12 protein-coding genes are annotated in these 15,935 nt (G+C 73.4%); 5 read left to right on the top strand and 7 right to left on the bottom strand.

Annotated elements, in window-relative coordinates:
• The first annotated feature begins 2 nt into the window (after window positions 1-2).
• Window positions 3-1,085 (top strand): SRPBCC family protein, encoded by a 1,083-nt coding sequence (locus tag ACH41F_RS06450; protein WP_391232069.1) that lies wholly within the window; start codon window positions 3-5, stop codon window positions 1,083-1,085.
• A gap of 107 nt (window positions 1,086-1,192) precedes the next feature.
• On the opposite strand, the gene ACH41F_RS06445 is transcribed toward ACH41F_RS06450, so the two are convergent.
• On the bottom strand, window positions 1,193-1,582 hold the full coding sequence (locus ACH41F_RS06445) for a hypothetical protein (RefSeq protein ID WP_391232070.1): 390 nt from the start codon (window positions 1,580-1,582) through the stop codon (window positions 1,193-1,195).
• Between the two features lie 116 nt (window positions 1,583-1,698).
• On the opposite strand from ACH41F_RS06445, the gene ACH41F_RS06440 reads away from it, so the two are divergent.
• Window positions 1,699-2,664 carry a YhjD/YihY/BrkB family envelope integrity protein gene (locus ACH41F_RS06440; protein WP_391232071.1) on the top strand — a complete coding sequence of 322 codons (966 nt, stop codon included), beginning with the start codon at window positions 1,699-1,701 and terminating at the stop codon, window positions 2,662-2,664.
• A gap of 118 nt (window positions 2,665-2,782) precedes the next feature.
• Here the strand turns inward: ACH41F_RS06440 and ACH41F_RS06435 are convergent, their stop codons facing one another.
• From ACH41F_RS06435 to ACH41F_RS06420, 4 genes are all read right to left on the bottom strand, one after another.
• The gene (locus ACH41F_RS06435) at window positions 2,783-4,342 is read right to left on the bottom strand and encodes a mucoidy inhibitor MuiA family protein (protein WP_398833444.1); all 1,560 of its coding nucleotides are present in this window, start codon (window positions 4,340-4,342) and stop codon (window positions 2,783-2,785) included.
• 6 nt (window positions 4,343-4,348) lie between these two features.
• Window positions 4,349-6,391 carry a DUF4139 domain-containing protein gene (locus ACH41F_RS06430; RefSeq protein ID WP_398833442.1) on the bottom strand — a complete coding sequence of 681 codons (2,043 nt, stop codon included), beginning with the start codon at window positions 6,389-6,391 and terminating at the stop codon, window positions 4,349-4,351.
• Between the two features lie 171 nt (window positions 6,392-6,562).
• The gene (locus ACH41F_RS06425) at window positions 6,563-8,101 is read right to left on the bottom strand and encodes a hypothetical protein (RefSeq protein WP_391232074.1); all 1,539 of its coding nucleotides are present in this window, start codon (window positions 8,099-8,101) and stop codon (window positions 6,563-6,565) included.
• A 102-nt stretch (window positions 8,102-8,203) separates the two neighbouring features.
• Complete coding sequence (locus ACH41F_RS06420) at window positions 8,204-9,397, bottom strand: FAD-dependent monooxygenase (RefSeq protein WP_391232075.1); 1,194 nt, start codon at window positions 9,395-9,397, stop codon at window positions 8,204-8,206.
• A gap of 405 nt (window positions 9,398-9,802) precedes the next feature.
• Here ACH41F_RS06420 and ACH41F_RS06415 point away from each other — a divergent pair, with 405 nt between their 5' ends.
• Window positions 9,803-10,426 carry a restriction endonuclease gene (locus ACH41F_RS06415; RefSeq protein ID WP_391232346.1) on the top strand — a complete coding sequence of 208 codons (624 nt, stop codon included), beginning with the start codon at window positions 9,803-9,805 and terminating at the stop codon, window positions 10,424-10,426.
• Window positions 10,427-10,455: 29 nt separating this feature from the next.
• Here the strand turns inward: ACH41F_RS06415 and ACH41F_RS06410 are convergent, their stop codons facing one another.
• Complete coding sequence (locus ACH41F_RS06410; protein ID WP_398833439.1) at window positions 10,456-11,241, bottom strand: 2-phosphosulfolactate phosphatase; 786 nt, start codon at window positions 11,239-11,241, stop codon at window positions 10,456-10,458.
• A 201-nt stretch (window positions 11,242-11,442) separates the two neighbouring features.
• On the opposite strand from ACH41F_RS06410, the gene ACH41F_RS06405 reads away from it, so the two are divergent.
• Window positions 11,443-12,459 (top strand): LacI family DNA-binding transcriptional regulator, encoded by a 1,017-nt coding sequence (locus ACH41F_RS06405; protein ID WP_398833438.1) that lies wholly within the window; start codon window positions 11,443-11,445, stop codon window positions 12,457-12,459.
• Between the two features lie 15 nt (window positions 12,460-12,474).
• On the opposite strand, the gene ACH41F_RS06400 is transcribed toward ACH41F_RS06405, so the two are convergent.
• On the bottom strand, window positions 12,475-14,019 hold the full coding sequence (locus ACH41F_RS06400; protein ID WP_398833436.1) for a glycoside hydrolase family 43 protein: 1,545 nt from the start codon (window positions 14,017-14,019) through the stop codon (window positions 12,475-12,477).
• Window positions 14,020-14,216: 197 nt separating this feature from the next.
• On the opposite strand from ACH41F_RS06400, the gene ACH41F_RS06395 reads away from it, so the two are divergent.
• Entirely contained in the window at window positions 14,217-15,683 is a 1,467-nt protein-coding gene (locus tag ACH41F_RS06395; protein WP_398833434.1) for a GH1 family beta-glucosidase, read from the top strand.
• The last annotated feature ends 252 nt before the right edge of the window (window positions 15,684-15,935 follow it).

Here is a 15,935-nt window from a genome sequence, read left to right as displayed (position 1 = left end):
TCATGACGAAGTCGGACGGCGGCAGCGAGCAAGGGGCCAAGTCCGGGCTCGACCAGCTGCTCTCAGAGTTGACCTCGTTCCTCGAAGCACAGGCCGGGCAGCTCGCGGACAAGGCCACGGACAAGCTGGGGGAGGTCACCGACCAGCTCCAGGACGTCGCGCAGGGCAACGGAAAGCTGTCCGACGTCGCCGGCGTCGGGGGGCGGATGCTGAAGGGCGACTCGCCCGTCAAGGCGATGATGGGCCAGGGGTTCAGCGGTCTCAAGGACAAGGTGACCGAGGGCGCCTCCAAGATGTTCGGCAAGGGCAAGAAGGGCCGTAAGAGCGGCGGCAAGGTCATCAACATCGTCGAGTTCCTCGATGTCGGCCTGCCTGTGCGCACCGTGTACGACCACTGGACGCAGTACGAGGACTTCAGTGGCTTCGCCAAAGGCGTGCGCGACGTCTCCCGCAACGACGACACCACCAGCGACTGGAAGGTCAAGGTCGGGCCGTCGACGCGCGGCTGGAAGGCCACCGTGCAGGAGCAGGTGCCGGACGAGCGGATCGTGTGGACCTCCGAGGGCGCCAAGGGCACGACACGCGGCTGCGTGAGCTTCCATGAACTCACGCCGACGCTGACCCGCATCGTCGCGGTGGTCGAGTACTACCCCTCCGGACTCTTCGAGAAGACCGGGAACCTGTGGCGCGCCCAGGGCCGGCGCCTGCGCCTGGACCTCAAGCATTTCCTTCGGCACGTCTCGCTCACGACCGACGAGGCGGAGGGCTGGCGCGGCGAGATCCGTGACGGCGAGGTGGTCCGCACCCACGAGGAAGCGCTGGAGGAAGAAGAAGCGGAGGACCAGGACACCGACGAGGAGGAAGGCGAGGACGAGTACGAGGACGAGGAAGGGCAGGAAAACGGGGACGAGTGGTCCGAGGAGGACGAGGAGCCCGGGGAGGACGAAGAGGAACCCGAGGCGTACGCCGACGAGGACGACGACGAGTACGAGGACGAGGAGGTCCCCGAGGAGGAGTACGAGGACGAGGACGCCCCCGAGGAGGACGAGGACGAACCAAGCCGTCCGGGCCGACGGCGCCGGTAGGCGCACAGAGGGTCGCGCCATTCGAGCGGCCACCGAGCAGGGGCCGACGTGGGACGTCGGCCCTGGCCCACGGGCTCCCCTGGGTGGAGATGAGTTCAGCTACGTGCTCAGTCGGTGCCCCGGCGCGGGCTCGCGGGCAGCGGCTGGCGCCAGTCGCCCAGCGTCGTGACGAGGAACCGCCGCGCGAGGGGACGTACGGCGTCCCAGGTCGGATCCGTGGTCAGGGACTCGGCCCACGGCCCCGTGCGGCAGGCGGTGTCTATGTCGGCGAGGCGATGGCCGACGGCCCGCAGGGCGTGCAGTTGCTCCGGGTCGAACACGCCCCGCTCCGTGAGCCCCTCGCAGACGCGGCACAGGAGCTCGACCTCGTCGATGAGGGACTCCGTGTCGACCGCGCGCCCGTCGAGCCAGGCGAGCTGATCGCGGGGATCGGCCGCGAGCAGGGTCGTCAGTCGCAGCGTCCAGGTCCGCAGGTTCGCGTCGCCGAGATGGTTCATGCACGCAGCATCGCACCCGGGCCGCGCTCGTCCGCCTCCCCGGAAGAGGTGGGACGGAGGAATTGCGGGGCAGGTGGACAGGGAGCCGTAGCCGTACGACGAGGAGCTTTCACGCCATGGGTAGCGCTGTCCATGTCCCGCAGACCCGGGACATGATCGGAGAGGAACTCTCCGGAGACGAGGCGTTCACCGCGCTCCGCCACTACGGGGGGCTGCGGCTGCTGACCGACTCCTTCGCCCGGTTCCGTTACGCCGACGGCTTCAGCAACGCGCGGGCGCTGGCCTTCCAGGTGGTGCTGGGGCTGCTCCCGTGCACCGTGGCGCTGGTCGGACTGGCCACCTCGGTGCACACGGAGGCGGTGGGCCGGGTCATCGAGCTCACCCTCGGCCATATCGTGCCCGGTGCCAGCGCGGAGATCGTCGAGGACGCCTTCGACGGCTCCCGGCGCACCGCGAACGGCGACGTGTGGAGCACCCTCGCCCTGTGGCTCGGCACCGGCTTCGCCCTGCTGAACCTCGCCTCGGCCATGGGCCAGATCGAGCGCGGCGCGAACCGCATCTACGGCATCGAGCGGGACCGGCCCTTCCCGCGCAAGTACGCCCGGGCGATCGTCCTCGCGTTCGCCGCCGGTCTGCCGCTGGTCCTGGGCTTCGTCGTGCTGGTCGCCGGTCAGGCGGTCGGCGACGCGGTGGCCGAGACCCTAGGCTGGGAGGGCGGCGCCGCGCGCTGGTGGGGTGTCCTCGACATCCCCGTGGGGCTGCTGCTGGCCTGGGTGGCCTCCGCCGTGATCTTCCGCTGGTCCCCGCGCCGACGCCAACCCGGCTACACCTGGCTGGCGTTCGGCTCGGCCCTGCACCTCCTGCTGTGGGTCTCGGCCACCTGGCTGCTCGCCCTGTACGTCGAGGGCAGCGGTGCCTTCGGCGGGGTCTACGGGCCGCTCACCGCGTTCATCGCCCTGTTGCTGTGGGCCAACCTCACCGCCGTGGCGCTCTTCCTGGGCATCGCCTTCGCCGCCCAGCTGGAAGCCGCCCGGGCCGGCATCGAATCGGCCGTCCACCCGGACCCGGGGTCGGGCCCCTGACACGGCACGCCCGCCCGCGGTGCGCCCGCCCGTGGTGCACCCGCCCTCGGTGCGCTCATGCGCTCGCCGCCGCGAGGTCCCGGCGTCCCGCTGGACCACCGGCCCCTGCGGGCCACGCTCACACTCCGCTGACCTTGCCGCTCGCCGACAGCTCGTAGACGAGGGTGACCGTGCGGCGGCCGTTCGGCGGCAGGGCGATGTCCCAGCGGGCGATGCCCTCGGCGTCGACCGCGTCGGGGGCGGGGGAGCAGGCCTCCTCGCGCAGCCGTACCTCCACCGCCGAGACCTCGGAGACCGGGATCCGCTCCCGCAGCGCCACCTTCTGCTCGCCCTGCTCCCCCGGGGCGGAGAAGCGGGACAGGTGCAGCCGGACCGTGCGGGTGACGGTGGTGCGCTGGGTCATGGTCGCGGTGTCGCGGTGCTCCTCCACCTCGCGGACCACCCGGAAGTCGTCGTGGCTGCCGAACGCGAGCTGGAGCGGCGCGCCGGGAGCCGTGAACTCCAGGGTGCCGCGGCCGCCGAACCCGCCGGCGCCGACGAGGTCCACCGGGCCGGCCAGGAGAGCGTGACCGGTCGGGTTGTCGCCGCGCACCACGTGGGTGACGAGCGGGGACAGCTCCGGGGAGCAGGCGTACTCGCTGCGTGCGGGCGTGGTGGCCACCGAGAGCGGTACCCGGTGGGCGTGGCCGTCTGAGGGGATGGAGACGGGCGCGGGCGCGTGCAGGACGCGCGTGCGGCCGCCGTCGTCCACGCCCGGAAGTCCGAGCACCGAGGCCGGGCCGAGTTCCGCGATCTCCTCCTCGCGCAGTTCGACGGCGACCGTGCGCCGCTCCGCGGGGGAGCGGTCCGTGAGGGTCAGCCGGTCCTCCCTGAGCCGGGGAGGCTCGGTGGACAGCGCCGAGCGGGCCGTCGACAGCGTCAGGCGCACGTCCGACCAGTCCTCGCCGGTGAGTTGCCAGACCATCGCGTCGGTCTCCAGCGTGAGCGCGTCCCCGTCGAGCACCGCACGATAGGCGGGACGCCACAGGGCGCACGCGGTGAGGTGGGTCAGCCGCAGACGGGCGGGACCCGCGACGGCGGCCTCGACGGTCAGTTCCACGTGACCGACCAGCTCGGCGGGGCGCCGTTCGGCGAGCTCGATGGCGCGCTCGGCCTCCTGGAGTTCGGTGGCGAGCGTCCGCAACTGGGCCTCGGCGGCGCGCAGATGCTCGCCATGGGTGTCGCGTTCCTCGTCCACCCGGTCCAGTTCGGCGCTCCAACGGGCGGTCTCGGACTCTCCGTGGCCGGTGCCTTCGCCGATCTCCCGCAGCAGGTCGGTGGCGAGGCGGCCCAGCAGGTCGAGGCGGGCGCGCAGGCGGTCCCGCCGGCGCTCCAGCGCGGACCGTTCCTCTTCGATCACGTGGAGGCGCAGCCGCAGGGCCGAGGCGTCGGCGCCGGGCTGTGGTCCTCGCGGTGTCCAGGTGCGCACGACCCTGGCGTCGAGGACGGTCGCCGGATGGTCACCGGCCAGCTCGGCGTGCAGGGTGCGGTCGACGGCCAGCGCGCTGACGGGGCCCAGGCGCAGCCGCTGGACGCCGGCGCGGAGGTCGAGCACGGCGGTGCGCTCGACCTGGGCGCGGTCTTCGAGGCAGGTGACGGCGGTGACGGGCAGTGGGATCGGTTCGAGGTCCGTGGGCATGGTGGGTCAGCTCCTGCGGTTTCCGCCGACGAGGGCCTTCGCGGCCGGGACACGGATCTCGTAGCCGCCGTCGCGGGCGGCAGTGCCACCGGCGGGCAGTTCGACGCGCCAGAGGCGGGTGCCCGGCGCGAGGTGGTCGGGTCCCTCGTGGTCCTGGGGGACCGTCCAGTCGGCGCGTTCCTCGATGCGGACGTCGGCCTCGTTGCTGACCGGCACCTGCTCGCGGACCTCCACGGTGACGGGCCTGGCGAGCCGGTTGGCAAGCTCCACGTGGACGCCGTGGTCGAGCACGGTGACGTTGTTGCGCAGCCCGGCCGTCGACTCCCGCAGGCTCGTGCGCCGGGTGACCTCGATGTCCTCCGCCGGTCCGAGTCCCATCCGGCGGACCCTGCCCGGGGCGAGCGTGGGCAGTGCGGCGGTCAGCACGAAGTCGTCGTCGACACCCACCTCCACGGGCCCGGCGAGCAGCGCCTGATCGGTGGCGTTGGACAGCACCAGCGTCTGATACACCCGCTGCTCCACCGACGGCACACAGACGTACTCGGTCCGCAGACCGACCGGGATCTGCGTGACGGTGACGGTGTGCCAGGTGCCGTCCGAGGGGATGTCGGCGCGGGCGACGGCGTCGTAGCGGTGGTCGAAGGAGCCCGCCGACTCCCGGGGGCGCACGGCGTGGCCGGGCAGGGGCAGCGCGGCCACCGTCTCGGCGCGGCGCCGGTACTCGACGGCGACCGGGTCGTAGGAGGTGGCGGGGAACAGCCGGCCCCTGCGGTTCTCGGGCTCGTCGGGACCGCTCAGGACGAGTCCGGCGTAGTCGAGTTCGGCGCCGCTGGGCTGCGGGGGACCCGCCACCGGTACGGGCGGGGCCGAGGGCGGGGGCGGGGCGAACGCACCCGAAGGAGCCGACCGCATGGCGGCGGGCGCGGCCATGGGAGCACCGGCGAACAGGGGCGGGCTCGGCTGGAGCCGGTCCGCCTGCGGAGGCATCGCCTGGAGACTGCCGGGCGCGGCGGGCCGCGCGGGCGGCGCACCACCGTAGGCCGGTGGCGCGGGTGGCGGAACGGGGCCCCCGGCGACGGGCAGGGCAAGCCCTCCGACGGCCAGGTCCTCGGGCTCGGCGGATGAATCCGGTCGGGAGCCCGCCGAGTCGTAGGCGGTGAAGAGGTCGGCGAGCCCGGCCGGGGGCTCGCGCCAGTCGGCCGGTGCCGGGGCGGGCTGGCGGCGCCCGATCCGCAGCGAGCGCAGCCGCGGCAACTCCGTGTGGCGCTTCAGGTCGGCGGTGGCCAGCGCGATACGCACACCCGTCCAGTCCTCGCCGGTGCGCTGGGCCACGCCGGCCCGCAGCACGAGGGTGCCGCTGCCGTCGCCCTGGCGGTAGGTCAGACGGTAGGCGGGGACCCATACGGCGCCCGGGACCGCGTACTCGACCTCCAGCAGCACCTCGCCGGTGCCGTCGAGGGTGACGGCCGCACCGACCGTGGTGCGGACCTGTCCTGACGGCGCGTCGGTGGAGGCACGGTGCAGCCGGTCCGTGGCGACGGCGCGGTCGTGCTCCAGGCGGCGCAGCTGCTCCTCCAGGGCGGCGAGGCGATCGTGCAGGCTCGTCAGCCGCTCGTCCACGAAGTCCGCGAGCGTCAGCCAGGCCTCGGCGGGGGTGCGGCGATGCGGGTCCTCACGCTTGCGGCCCGGGGGGATCGGGTGGAGGTCGGTGACCTCCTTGATCCGGTCCAGGAGCCGGTCACGGCGCCCCCGGGCCGCGTCACACGCCTCGTCCAGCCGCTCCTTCTCCAGCCGCAGACCGTCCGCGGACCCCGCGTCGGCCGGCTCGGCACCCATGTCGATCCGCACCTCGGTGACCCGCACAGGCGAGTCGCCCACCACGCGGGCCCGCACGGAACCGCGGTCCAGACAGCGCGGCAGCCCCGTCAACAGCACCCGCCCGCCGGGCGGCACCGTACCCCGAGCCACCCGTGTGCACAGCGCCCCTTGCGCGTACACGACGACCGCGTCGAGCGTCGTCCCCCACCGCGCCGCTTCCTCGGATCCCATGTCCCCGGCCCCCCGTCCTGTCCGTGCCCGGCGAAGCCTAACGCCCGTCCGCGATGTGGTGGTTCGAGCCCCTGGCGATGGGAGGGGCGCCTGGGTGCGGAGGTGGCACCACGTGCCCGAGATGTCGGCCACGCTCCGCCTGCCGGCGCCGCCCGCCCCCGGGGCGGCCCGTCACCCCTCCGGCCTCGTCGTCGCCGTCCTCGCGCAGAGGTACGGCCGCGCCAGCAGCAGGCCCGTGCCGGTCAGGGCGATGCCGATGAAGACCGGTGCGAGGTGGACGAAGCTGGTGTAGTGGATGACTCCGTGGACCACCACGGCGGGCAGGAATCCGGCGGTCGCCGCCGCGGCCAGCGTCCAGAACACCCACGCCTCACCGCGCCGCCAGCCCCACGCGCTGAGCAGGACGATCGCGACCGCCGCGGACATCAGGGCGCCGCCGAACCCCGCGCGGTCGTGGGCGATGAATGGCACGAGCCGGGCGTTGACCGTTTCCAACTCCTGCGCGCTGGTGCCCAGGAAGGTCAGATCGGTCGGTACGAAGACGTCGGTCAGGCCGACCACCGAGACCACCGCGCCGCCGATGAACAACCCGACTCCCGTGACGATCAGCAGCAGTTGGCCGGTCAGCGCCCGTCGGCGCTCCGATTCCGGCCCCTCGGGCGCGGTCCGCCACCGCGGTGCGTGCGGGGTCCGGCGCACCCCGGCCATGAACATGGGGAACAGCACGAGGGTGGTGGCCGTGTGCAGGGGCTCCACGAAGCCGGTGCCCAGGAAGTAGAACAGGGTGGGGAAGCCGATCGCCCCGGAGATCAGGTACACCTCGCGGGCCCAGGGCCAGCCGCGTCTGATGCCGCCCAGGGCGAGACCGGTGTAGAGGGCGCCGATCGCCACCATCGTGCCGGCCATGGTGATCCGGTCGTGCTGGAGGAAGTGCACGAGGTGGTGGTTGGCGGCGTGCAGCTCGTGCAGCGTCATACCGAGGTAGTCGCGGTCGTACCAGAGCAGCACCGGCCCGAGTGTGATCGCCGCGGCCCCGAGCCCGGCGCCCGTCATCCCCAGTCCGACGAGCAGCGCCCACCACCAGGCGGGCCAGCGGCGGGGATCGCGGCCCACGTCCCGCAGGCCCGGCGCGGGCGCGGTCGCGGTGGCCGCCTCGACGACCCGCGCGAACCAACCGGGCCCGGCCTCGACGAGCACCCCGGGCCGGGCGAGCACGACCGCGCCCGGTTCCCCGAGCGCGGCGGCCGCGGCGGTCACCGACGGGTCCGTGACGGGGACCATGCGCGGGTCGGCGCCGGTGAACCCGTCGACATGCGGGGCGAGAGCGGCCTCGACGGCGTGGTCCCCGGTCCGGACGAGCAGCGGGATCGTACGACCGGCCGCGGCCTGACGTACGGCCGGTACGTCGGCCGCCGACACGGGCGCCACCTCCACGAATCCGGCGCCCAGCGGCGGCATGGCCCGTACCGTCTCCCGCGCCAGCGAGGGCGGGACGGACATGCCGAGCCGGACGGCCACGGGGACGCCGGCGACGTCCCCGGCGAGCCGGCGCGGCGGATGCCGGTGGCCGAACCCCCGGGCGATCAACCGGGCGCCGACCGGCCGGGAGCCGATCCGGGCCAGCAGCCCCAGCGCGGCCCGCTGCGAACGGCGGCGACCGAGCACGGCGGCGGCAGCTCCACGCAGCGGGTGATAGGTCCAGTCCGGCATCAGAGGGTCTCGTTCGGCATCAGGCGGTCTCGCTCGGCGTCAAGGGGTGTCATTCGGTTCAAGGGATCTCGCTCGCTCGGTGGAAGAGAGCCCCGTTCGGTGTCAGCGGTTCCCGCCGCCCGTCGCGCTCGTTTCCTCGCCGGGCGCCCTCCAGCCCAGCACCGGCGTCATCGAACGCAGCGTCGCGCGCGTCGGCGTCAGCCGGGCGGCGGCGTCACGCAGCAACACCGCCGGCGGCCACGACAGTTGGCCGATCGTGCCGAGCCGGGCGGAGCGGCGCGCGACGGCCTGAGTGCGGGGGCGGCGCAGCAGGTCGTACGAGGAGAGCGCGGCGGCGATGTCCGGGGTGCCGTCGAGGCAGTGGGCGAGGGTGACCGCGTCCTCCAGCGCCTGGCACGCGCCCTGGCCCAGATTGGGGGTCATCGCGTGGGCCGCGTCGCCCAGCAGCGCGACCCGTCCGCGCGTGAAGGCGGGCAGGGGCGGCAGGTCGTAGAGGTCATGGCGCAGTACGGCGTCCGCGGGGACGGCGGCGAGGAGGGCGGGAATCGGGTCCGGCCATGCGCCGAATCGCCGCAGCAGCTCGGCATACTCGGTCGAACCGGAGGCTGTCCCGGCCGGGAGCGAGGCGGTCGCGAAGCAGTACATCCGGCCGTCCGGCAACGCCGTGTAGCCGAACCGCTCGCCGCGCCCCCAGGTCGCCGCGCCCTCGGCGGGCGGCTCGGCGAGGGGCTCGGTGACCATGCGCCACGCGGTGTATCCGGCATACCGGGGGCCGACCGCGTCGGGCCACAGCGCACCGCGCACCACACTGCGCAGCCCGTCGGCGCCGACCACGAGATCGGGCCGGGACTGCCCGCCGCGGTGCTCGACGACGAGGCCCGAGCTGTCGGGGACGTCGTCGTCGCGGACCGCGGACACCTCGCAGCCGGGCCGCAGGCTGTCGGCGGGCAGCGCCTCGGCGAGCACCCGCAGCAGGTCCGCGCGGTGCAGGACCAGCAGGGGGTGGCCGAAGCGGCGCGCCAGCTCCGCGTTGTCCGTACGGGACAGCCACCGGCCCCGGCCGTCGCGTACACCTCCGGTGGCCTCCACGGCGCCGAGCGCCCGTACGGCGTCGGCCAGGCCGAGCGCCTCCAGCGCGTGGAGCGCGTTCGGCCACAGGGAGATGCCGGCGCCGATCTCGGTGAACTCCCCGGCCCGTTCCAGCACCTCGACGCGCCAGCCCCGGCGGTGCAGGGCGATGGCCGCCGCGAGTCCGCCGATGCCGCCGCCGACGATGGTCGCGGCGCGCTGCGGCATGGATCCTCGCTCTGTTCTCAGGGGCGCCGCCCTGGGTCTCGTGGCGGCCGGTCCGGTGCCCAGCGGTATGCGACGGGGCACGGGGTCCGGCTGAGCAGCGCCTGATCACAGCATGTCGACAGGCACCTGTCAACGTGCCGGGGTGGGCCGGCGGGGGAAGGACCGGCGACAACGTCCTTGTGCGCGCTGGTCGGGCGCTGACCTGCCCATGCCCGAGCCTCACGGCCATCGGCCCGCTGATCCGGCCATGGCCGACTCACGCCCCTTTTCGCCCCCTCTCGGGCGGTTCACACTGCGGTACACGGACCTGTGGGGGAGGGCTTCGACGTGACGGGGCGTGGACGGGGCGCGGCTGCCCGCAGACGGCGGGCGGCGCGGCTGAGGTCGGGAGCGACGGGCGGCGGTGTGCTGCTGCTCCTGCTGGTGGTCTTCTGGTCGCGGGTGTGGCCGTACGTCATAGGGGCCGTGGTGCTCGGCGGCGTGGGGGCGGTGGGCTGGTGGTGGTGGCGCACGGACCGGCTCGTACGGGGGCGGGACCGGCTGTGGCGGCAGGAGGAGGCGGTCAAGGCCGGCCGTCGCACGCTCGCGGAGGTGGACGCGATGACCGGCACCGAGTTCGAGGAGCTGGTGGCGGACCTGTGCAGACGGGACGGACTCACCGACGTCCGGCGGGTGGGTGGCGCCCATGACAACGGGGCCGACGTCGTCGGTCGCCTCCCGGACGGCCGCAGCGTGGTGATCCAGTGCAAGCGGTACGCGCCGACCAGCGTGATCGCGAGCCGGGAACTGCGTGATCTGCTGGGGGCACGGGTGCACTTCGGCGCGGACGTCGCCGTGTTCGTGACCACCACGCGGTTCAGCCGCCCCTCCGAGCGGTTCGCGCTGCAACACGACATCCTCGCCGTGCACCGGGACTTCCTCGGCCTGTGGAACAACGGAGCCGGCCTGCTGTCCCTGCTCGCGGTCAACGGCCGAGGGCAGGGCGACACCCGTCATCGGGCGCGCTGGAAGCAGGCGTACGAGAAGTGAGTGGCTCCCTGAGAACACCGGGCCGGTGGTCAGCTCGGGTCGCCGCCGGTCGGCGCGGGCGGGGTGTGTGGGCGGAGGACCATCAGCGGGCCTTCCGGGGTCGCCACCATGGCGAAGGGGAAGCGGTCCAGTTCGAGACAGAGCGCGACGTCGTCGGGGTGGACCCCTTCGCGTACCCCCGTCGACAGTTCGACGGCGGCGCGTGAGGCGGCGGCGCGGCGGAGGAACTGGGTGGCGTCCGTGCCGGGTTCGGTGGCGCGGCGGCGGAACTCGGCGGCGTCTGTACGCGGTTCGGTGGCACGGCGGGGGAACTCGGTGGCGTCCGTGCGCGGTTCGGTGGCGCGCCGGGCGATGTACTGGGCGCACGCCAGGTCTTCGTCGGCCTGTCCGTCCTCGCCGGTGACGACGAAGGTGACGTTCTCGCCCCCGTGCGCCCGCAGGACCCGTGCCGTGGCCCCGGCCACCGCGAAACTGGCGCAGAGCACCAGGGGCGCCTCCCTGACGGCGAGGGCGCCGACCGTGCCGGCTGTGGTCTTCTGCACCACGGTCCGTCCCGCGAGGTCCATGGACCGCAGCAGACCAGGTGAGTTGACCGTGTCGAAACCGGGCGTGGGCGGACCGTCCTTGAGGGTCACCCAGTCCGGGTGGCGCGCCTTGAGTGCCAGCGCCTCCTCCAAGGCCCCGGCGAGCACGATCTTCTCCGCCCCCTGGCCGAAGGCCCAGGCGGCCACGGTGAAAGCGCGCATGACGTCGACCACGACCGCCACGGGCGGGACGTCGACCAGATCGGCGATACCGAGGAAACGGGGCTCCATACGGGTCATGATCGCGCATGCCCGGCCCGGGGAATCGGGGAGTGCCGAGCGTCACGTCGTCGTGCGCGGAAGGCTACCCGAGCCGGAAGCGCATGACCTTCCGCCACCGGCGGGACGTGCGCGACGCTCACCGGGGCGCGTGACAGTATCGGCGGTGAGCGCAGGGCCGCGCGCCGGCGGCGAGGGCAGAGGACGAGGGACATGAACCGGCCACCAGGAATGATGGACGTGGCACGGGAGGCCGGCGTCTCGCACATCACCGTCTCGCGGGTCGTCAACGGCCATCCGTCGGTACGGCCGGAGACCCGGGCCCGTGTCGAGGCAGCGATCCAGAAGCTGGGCTACCGCCGCAACAGCGTGGCCAGGGCCCTCAAGAGCCGCCGTTCCTCGACGATCGGTGTGGTGATCACCGGGGCGGAGCTGTTCGAGCTGCCCCGCATCCTCAGTGGCGTGGAGGCGGCCGCCAAGCGGGCCGGGTACTGGGTGAGCCTGGCGAGCCGGCAGGGCGAGAGCGGCACCGGTGACCTGGTGGAGACGGTGCAGCGGCTCACCGACCAGTCGGTGGAGGCCATCGCGGTCGTCGCCGACCGGCCGGCCGCCGTCGAGGCGCTGACCAGCCTCGTCCTGGACGTGCCGGTGGCCGTGGTGATGTCGGGCGGCGTACCCAACCTCGACCTGAGCTGCGTCGAGGTCGACCAGGAACTCGGCGCCCGGCTCGCCGTACGACATCTGCTCGACCTCGGGCACCGGCACATCGCCCATCTCACCGGCGCCCTGCGCACCTTCGACGCGCGCGCCCGGGTCACGGGCTGGCGCGGCGAGCTGGCGGCCGGGGGAGGCGAAGGCGCCATGCTCGAAGGGGACTTCAGTGCGGAGAGCGGGTTCCGGCTGGCGCACGCGCTGTGTGCGGACCGGTCCGCGCTGCCGACCGCCGTCTTCGCGGGCAACGACCAGATGGCCATGGGCGTGCTGGCGGCGTTCGCGGAACAGGGTGTGAGGGTGCCCGAGGACGTGTCCCTCGTCGGCTTCGACGACATGAAGGGCGCCGGATACCTCGTCCCCGCCCTGACCACGGTCCGCCAGGACTTCGACCACCTCGGCAGCAGCGCCATCGAGCTGCTGGTGCGGAGGCTGGGCGGGGAGCGGGCAGCCCGGGAGAAGCTCACCCCGCAGCTCGTCGTACGGCGCAGTACCGCGGCTCCCCGTACGGCCCGCTGAGGATCGGCGGACCGGCTACGGCTGAGCCGGGCTGTACTCGAACCACCTGACGTGTGCCTCACCGGTGTCGCCGATGCCGTACAGGCCGAGGTGGACGCCCACGAACCCACCGGCGCGCTCGGTGCTGAAGAAGGGGCGTTCGACGCTGCCCAGGGTCGTCCAGGCGGCGTTGTCGTGGACGAGGAAGGTGTAGGCGGAGTCGTCGCTGTCCACCGCGAGGACCACCTCGGTGTCCGTGACGGGTACCGCCGCGAGCCGGGAGGCGACGCCCGCCTCCCGGACCGTGAGGACGACCTGCGGGGCGCCGTCGGTGTCGACGGTGAGGGCCACGGTGGCGTGCTGGTGGTGGTTCTGGAAGACGGCGAGTCCCGCCTCCTGGCTCGGCGCGGTGGCGCTGAGGCCGAGGCGGGTGCTCGCGCGCATGCGCAGATGCTGCTGGCGGCGGGCGATGAAAGCGGGGGTGCCGGTGGAGGTGAGGGGCTCGGGGGACAGGCGGATGGTCAGGCCGCCTGTGCCGGGGTGGGGCGCGACGAGATCGTCGACCGGTCCGCGCAGTCCGGCCCACTCCGGGCCGAGCCCGGGGGCGGTGAAGTCGTCCCGGACGGTGCCGCCCTGGCGCCGGCCCTGCCCCGTGGTTCCCGCCGGTACCCGTTCTATGAGCTGGACCCGTCCGGTGTCCGGCGCGAAGACCGGCCCTCGCGCCGTCCATTCGACGGGGACCAGGAACGTCTCGCGCCCCAGGGTGTGGGTGCCGTCGACCGGTCGTGTGCCCAGGGCGACGGCCCAGGTCTCACCGGCGGGCGTGTCGACGAGGTCGACATGACCGACGTTGTGGATCGGTTCCGCCGCCCCGCGATGGCGGTGGGTGAGCAGGGGGCTCCTGGGGTCGGTGGCGTACGGGCCGGTGACGGTGTCGGCACGGGCGGCGGTCACGGCGTGATGGTGTTCGGTGCCCCCCTCCGCGGCGAGCAGGTGGTACACCCCGTCCCGCTTGTACACGTGCGGCGCCTCCACCCAGGCGCCGCGCATCGCGCCGTGCCACAGGATGTGCGTGGGACCGGTCAACACCTTTCTGCGGACGTCGAGTTCGCGCATCCACAGTTCGCCGGGGCCCGTCACACGCGGCTCGGCCGCGTCGCGGCAGGCGGTGAACCAGCAGCGGCCGTCGTCGTCGAAGAACAGGGACGGGTCGATGCCCTCGGCGTCCAGCCGGACCGGGTCCGACCAGGGGCCGGCGGGGTCCTCGGCGGTGTAGAGGCATGTGACGCCGCCCTGGCGACCCCTGGCCAGGGTCACGACCACGTAGAAAGTGCCCTCGTGGTGGCGGACGGTGGCGGCCCACAGCCCGTCCGAGACGTCCAGCCCGGTCAGCGACACCTGGGAGGGGCGGTCCACCACGTGACCCAGCGGCGTCCAGGTCACCAGATCCCGGCTGTGGAAGACCGGCAGGCCGGGGAAGTACGCGAACGACGAGGTGACCAGGTAGTAGTCCTCCCCGACCCGGCAGACCGACGGATCGGGGTGGTGTCCGGGGAGGACGGGGTTGCTGAAGGTCGGCACGGGGCGCACTCCTGGGCAGGGGGGCGGGGTGGAGGCAAGGTGACAGCGGGGTGGGGCAGGAGGGTCGAGTCGGCGGCAAAGGCGGAGCACGAGACGGGGCCGGGGTGGCCTCGGAGTCGGAGCGCGGGGCCGAGGTGGGGACGAAAGTTGGGCACGGGGCAAGCCATCAGGGCGTGTTAACGTTAACATCACTGTTCATGCCGACCTCTGGAAACACCCACGCCCGACCGTCGTTCCCCGCCGACTTCCTCCTCGGGTCCGCGACGGCCGCCTACCAGATCGAAGGCGCCGCCACCGAGGACGGGCGCGGTCCCTCCATCTGGGACACCTTCTCCCACACCCCCGGCAAAACCTGGAACGGCGACACCGGTGACGTGGCCGCCGACCACTACCACCGCCTGGGGGACGACCTCGACCTCATGGCCTCCCTCGGCCTGCGGGCCTACCGCTTCTCCCTGTCCTGGCCGCGCATCCAGCCCACCGGCCGCGGCCCGGCCAACCCCAAGGGCCTGGACTTCTACAGCCGGTTGGTCGACGGGCTGCTGGAGCGGGGCATCACCCCCGTCGCCACCCTCTACCACTGGGACCTGCCCCAGGCGCTCGAGGACGAGGGCGGCTGGACCAACCGTGCCACCGCTCTCGCCTTCGCCGACTACGCCCGCATCGTCGGCGAGGCCCTCGGTGACCGCGTCGCGATCTGGACCACGCTGAACGAACCGTGGTGCTCCGCCTACCTCGGCTACGGCTCCGGTGCCCACGCCCCCGGCCGCACCGACGGCGCCGCGGCGCTCACTGCGGCCCACCACCTCAACCTCGCCCACGGGCTGGCCGTCCAGCAGCTCAGGGCGGTCGCCACCAACTCCCCCCAGTACTCCGTCACCCTCAACTTCCACGTCCTGAGGGGACAGGGCGACGGCGCCGCCGAAGCCGTACGCCGCATCGACGCGCTGGCCAACCGCTCCTTCACCGAACCCCTGTTGCGCGGCCACTACCCGAAGGACCTGCTCAGCGACACGGCGTCCGTCACCGACTGGGCGTTCGTCCGGGACGGCGACCTCGCCGACATCCACCAGCCGCTGGACCTGCTCGGCGTCAACTACTACGCCACCACCGCCGTCCGCCTGTGGGACGGCAAGGGCCCGCGGCACACCAACGACGGCCACAAGGACATGGGCGGCTCCGCCTGGCCCGGCTCACCCCAGGTCGAGTTCCTCCCGCAGGACGGCCCGCACACCGCCATGGGTTGGAACATCGACCCCGACGGCCTGGAGGAGCTCCTCCTCGACCTGCACGCCCGCTTCCCGGACCAGCCCCTGGTCATCACCGAGAACGGTGCCGCCTTCGAGGACCACCTCACCACCGGCCCCGACGGCACTCCCACCGTCCACGACCCCGAGCGCGTGGACTACCTCCACCGCCACCTCACCGCCGCCCATCGCGCCCTGTCCGCCGGTGTCGATCTGCGCGGCTACTTCGTGTGGTCCCTGATGGACAACTTCGAATGGGGCTACGGCTACTCCAAGCGCTTCGGCATCGTCCACGTCGACTACGAGACCCAGCGCCGCACGCCGAAGGACAGCGCCCTGTGGTTCAGGGAACTCGCCCTGACCCGCACCCTGCCGCCGACGGAGGCGATCCAGACGGAGGCGATCCCGGCCGAGTGATCGGCGACCCGGGGGAGCGGCCGGTGGCGGGCTGTCGGGGCCCGCACGGCTCCAGCCGCTCCCCGGGGAAGCGCGGGCCCGGTCATCAACTGCCCGATCTGCAACTGCCGTTGCTGCCCGGCGGACAGCACACTGACCGGGGCGCGCAGATCCTCCTCACGGAAGAGCCCGAGCGCCGGCCACTCGTCGGCAACGCCGTCGAACGTCGCGTCGGACCTCGCGCCGCCGGCGATCGTCGGTGGCGGTCGCCGC

The sequence above is a fragment of the Streptomyces sp. NPDC020489 genome (assembly GCF_044386545.1).
Taxonomy (GTDB): domain Bacteria; phylum Actinomycetota; class Actinomycetes; order Streptomycetales; family Streptomycetaceae; genus Streptomyces.
The sequence above is the reverse complement of the archived record's forward strand: the minus strand, read 5'-3'. Positions and strand labels throughout refer to the sequence as shown.

Coding starts and splice junctions, on each gene's coding strand:
- ACH41F_RS06450 (WP_391232069.1), top strand. CDS start 3: ATGACGAAGTCGGACGGCGGCAGCGAGCAAGGGGCCAAGTCCGGGCTC.
- ACH41F_RS06445 (WP_391232070.1), bottom strand. CDS start 1,582: ATGAACCATCTCGGCGACGCGAACCTGCGGACCTGGACGCTGCGACTG.
- ACH41F_RS06440 (WP_391232071.1), top strand. CDS start 1,699: ATGGGTAGCGCTGTCCATGTCCCGCAGACCCGGGACATGATCGGAGAG.
- ACH41F_RS06435 (WP_398833444.1), bottom strand. CDS start 4,342: ATGCCCACGGACCTCGAACCGATCCCACTGCCCGTCACCGCCGTCACC.
- ACH41F_RS06430 (WP_398833442.1), bottom strand. CDS start 6,391: ATGGGATCCGAGGAAGCGGCGCGGTGGGGGACGACGCTCGACGCGGTC.
- ACH41F_RS06425 (WP_391232074.1), bottom strand. CDS start 8,101: ATGCCGGACTGGACCTATCACCCGCTGCGTGGAGCTGCCGCCGCCGTG.
- ACH41F_RS06420 (WP_391232075.1), bottom strand. CDS start 9,397: ATGCCGCAGCGCGCCGCGACCATCGTCGGCGGCGGCATCGGCGGACTC.
- ACH41F_RS06410 (WP_398833439.1), bottom strand. CDS start 11,241: ATGGAGCCCCGTTTCCTCGGTATCGCCGATCTGGTCGACGTCCCGCCC.
- ACH41F_RS06405 (WP_398833438.1), top strand. CDS start 11,443: ATGAACCGGCCACCAGGAATGATGGACGTGGCACGGGAGGCCGGCGTC.
- ACH41F_RS06395 (WP_398833434.1), top strand. CDS start 14,217: ATGCCGACCTCTGGAAACACCCACGCCCGACCGTCGTTCCCCGCCGAC.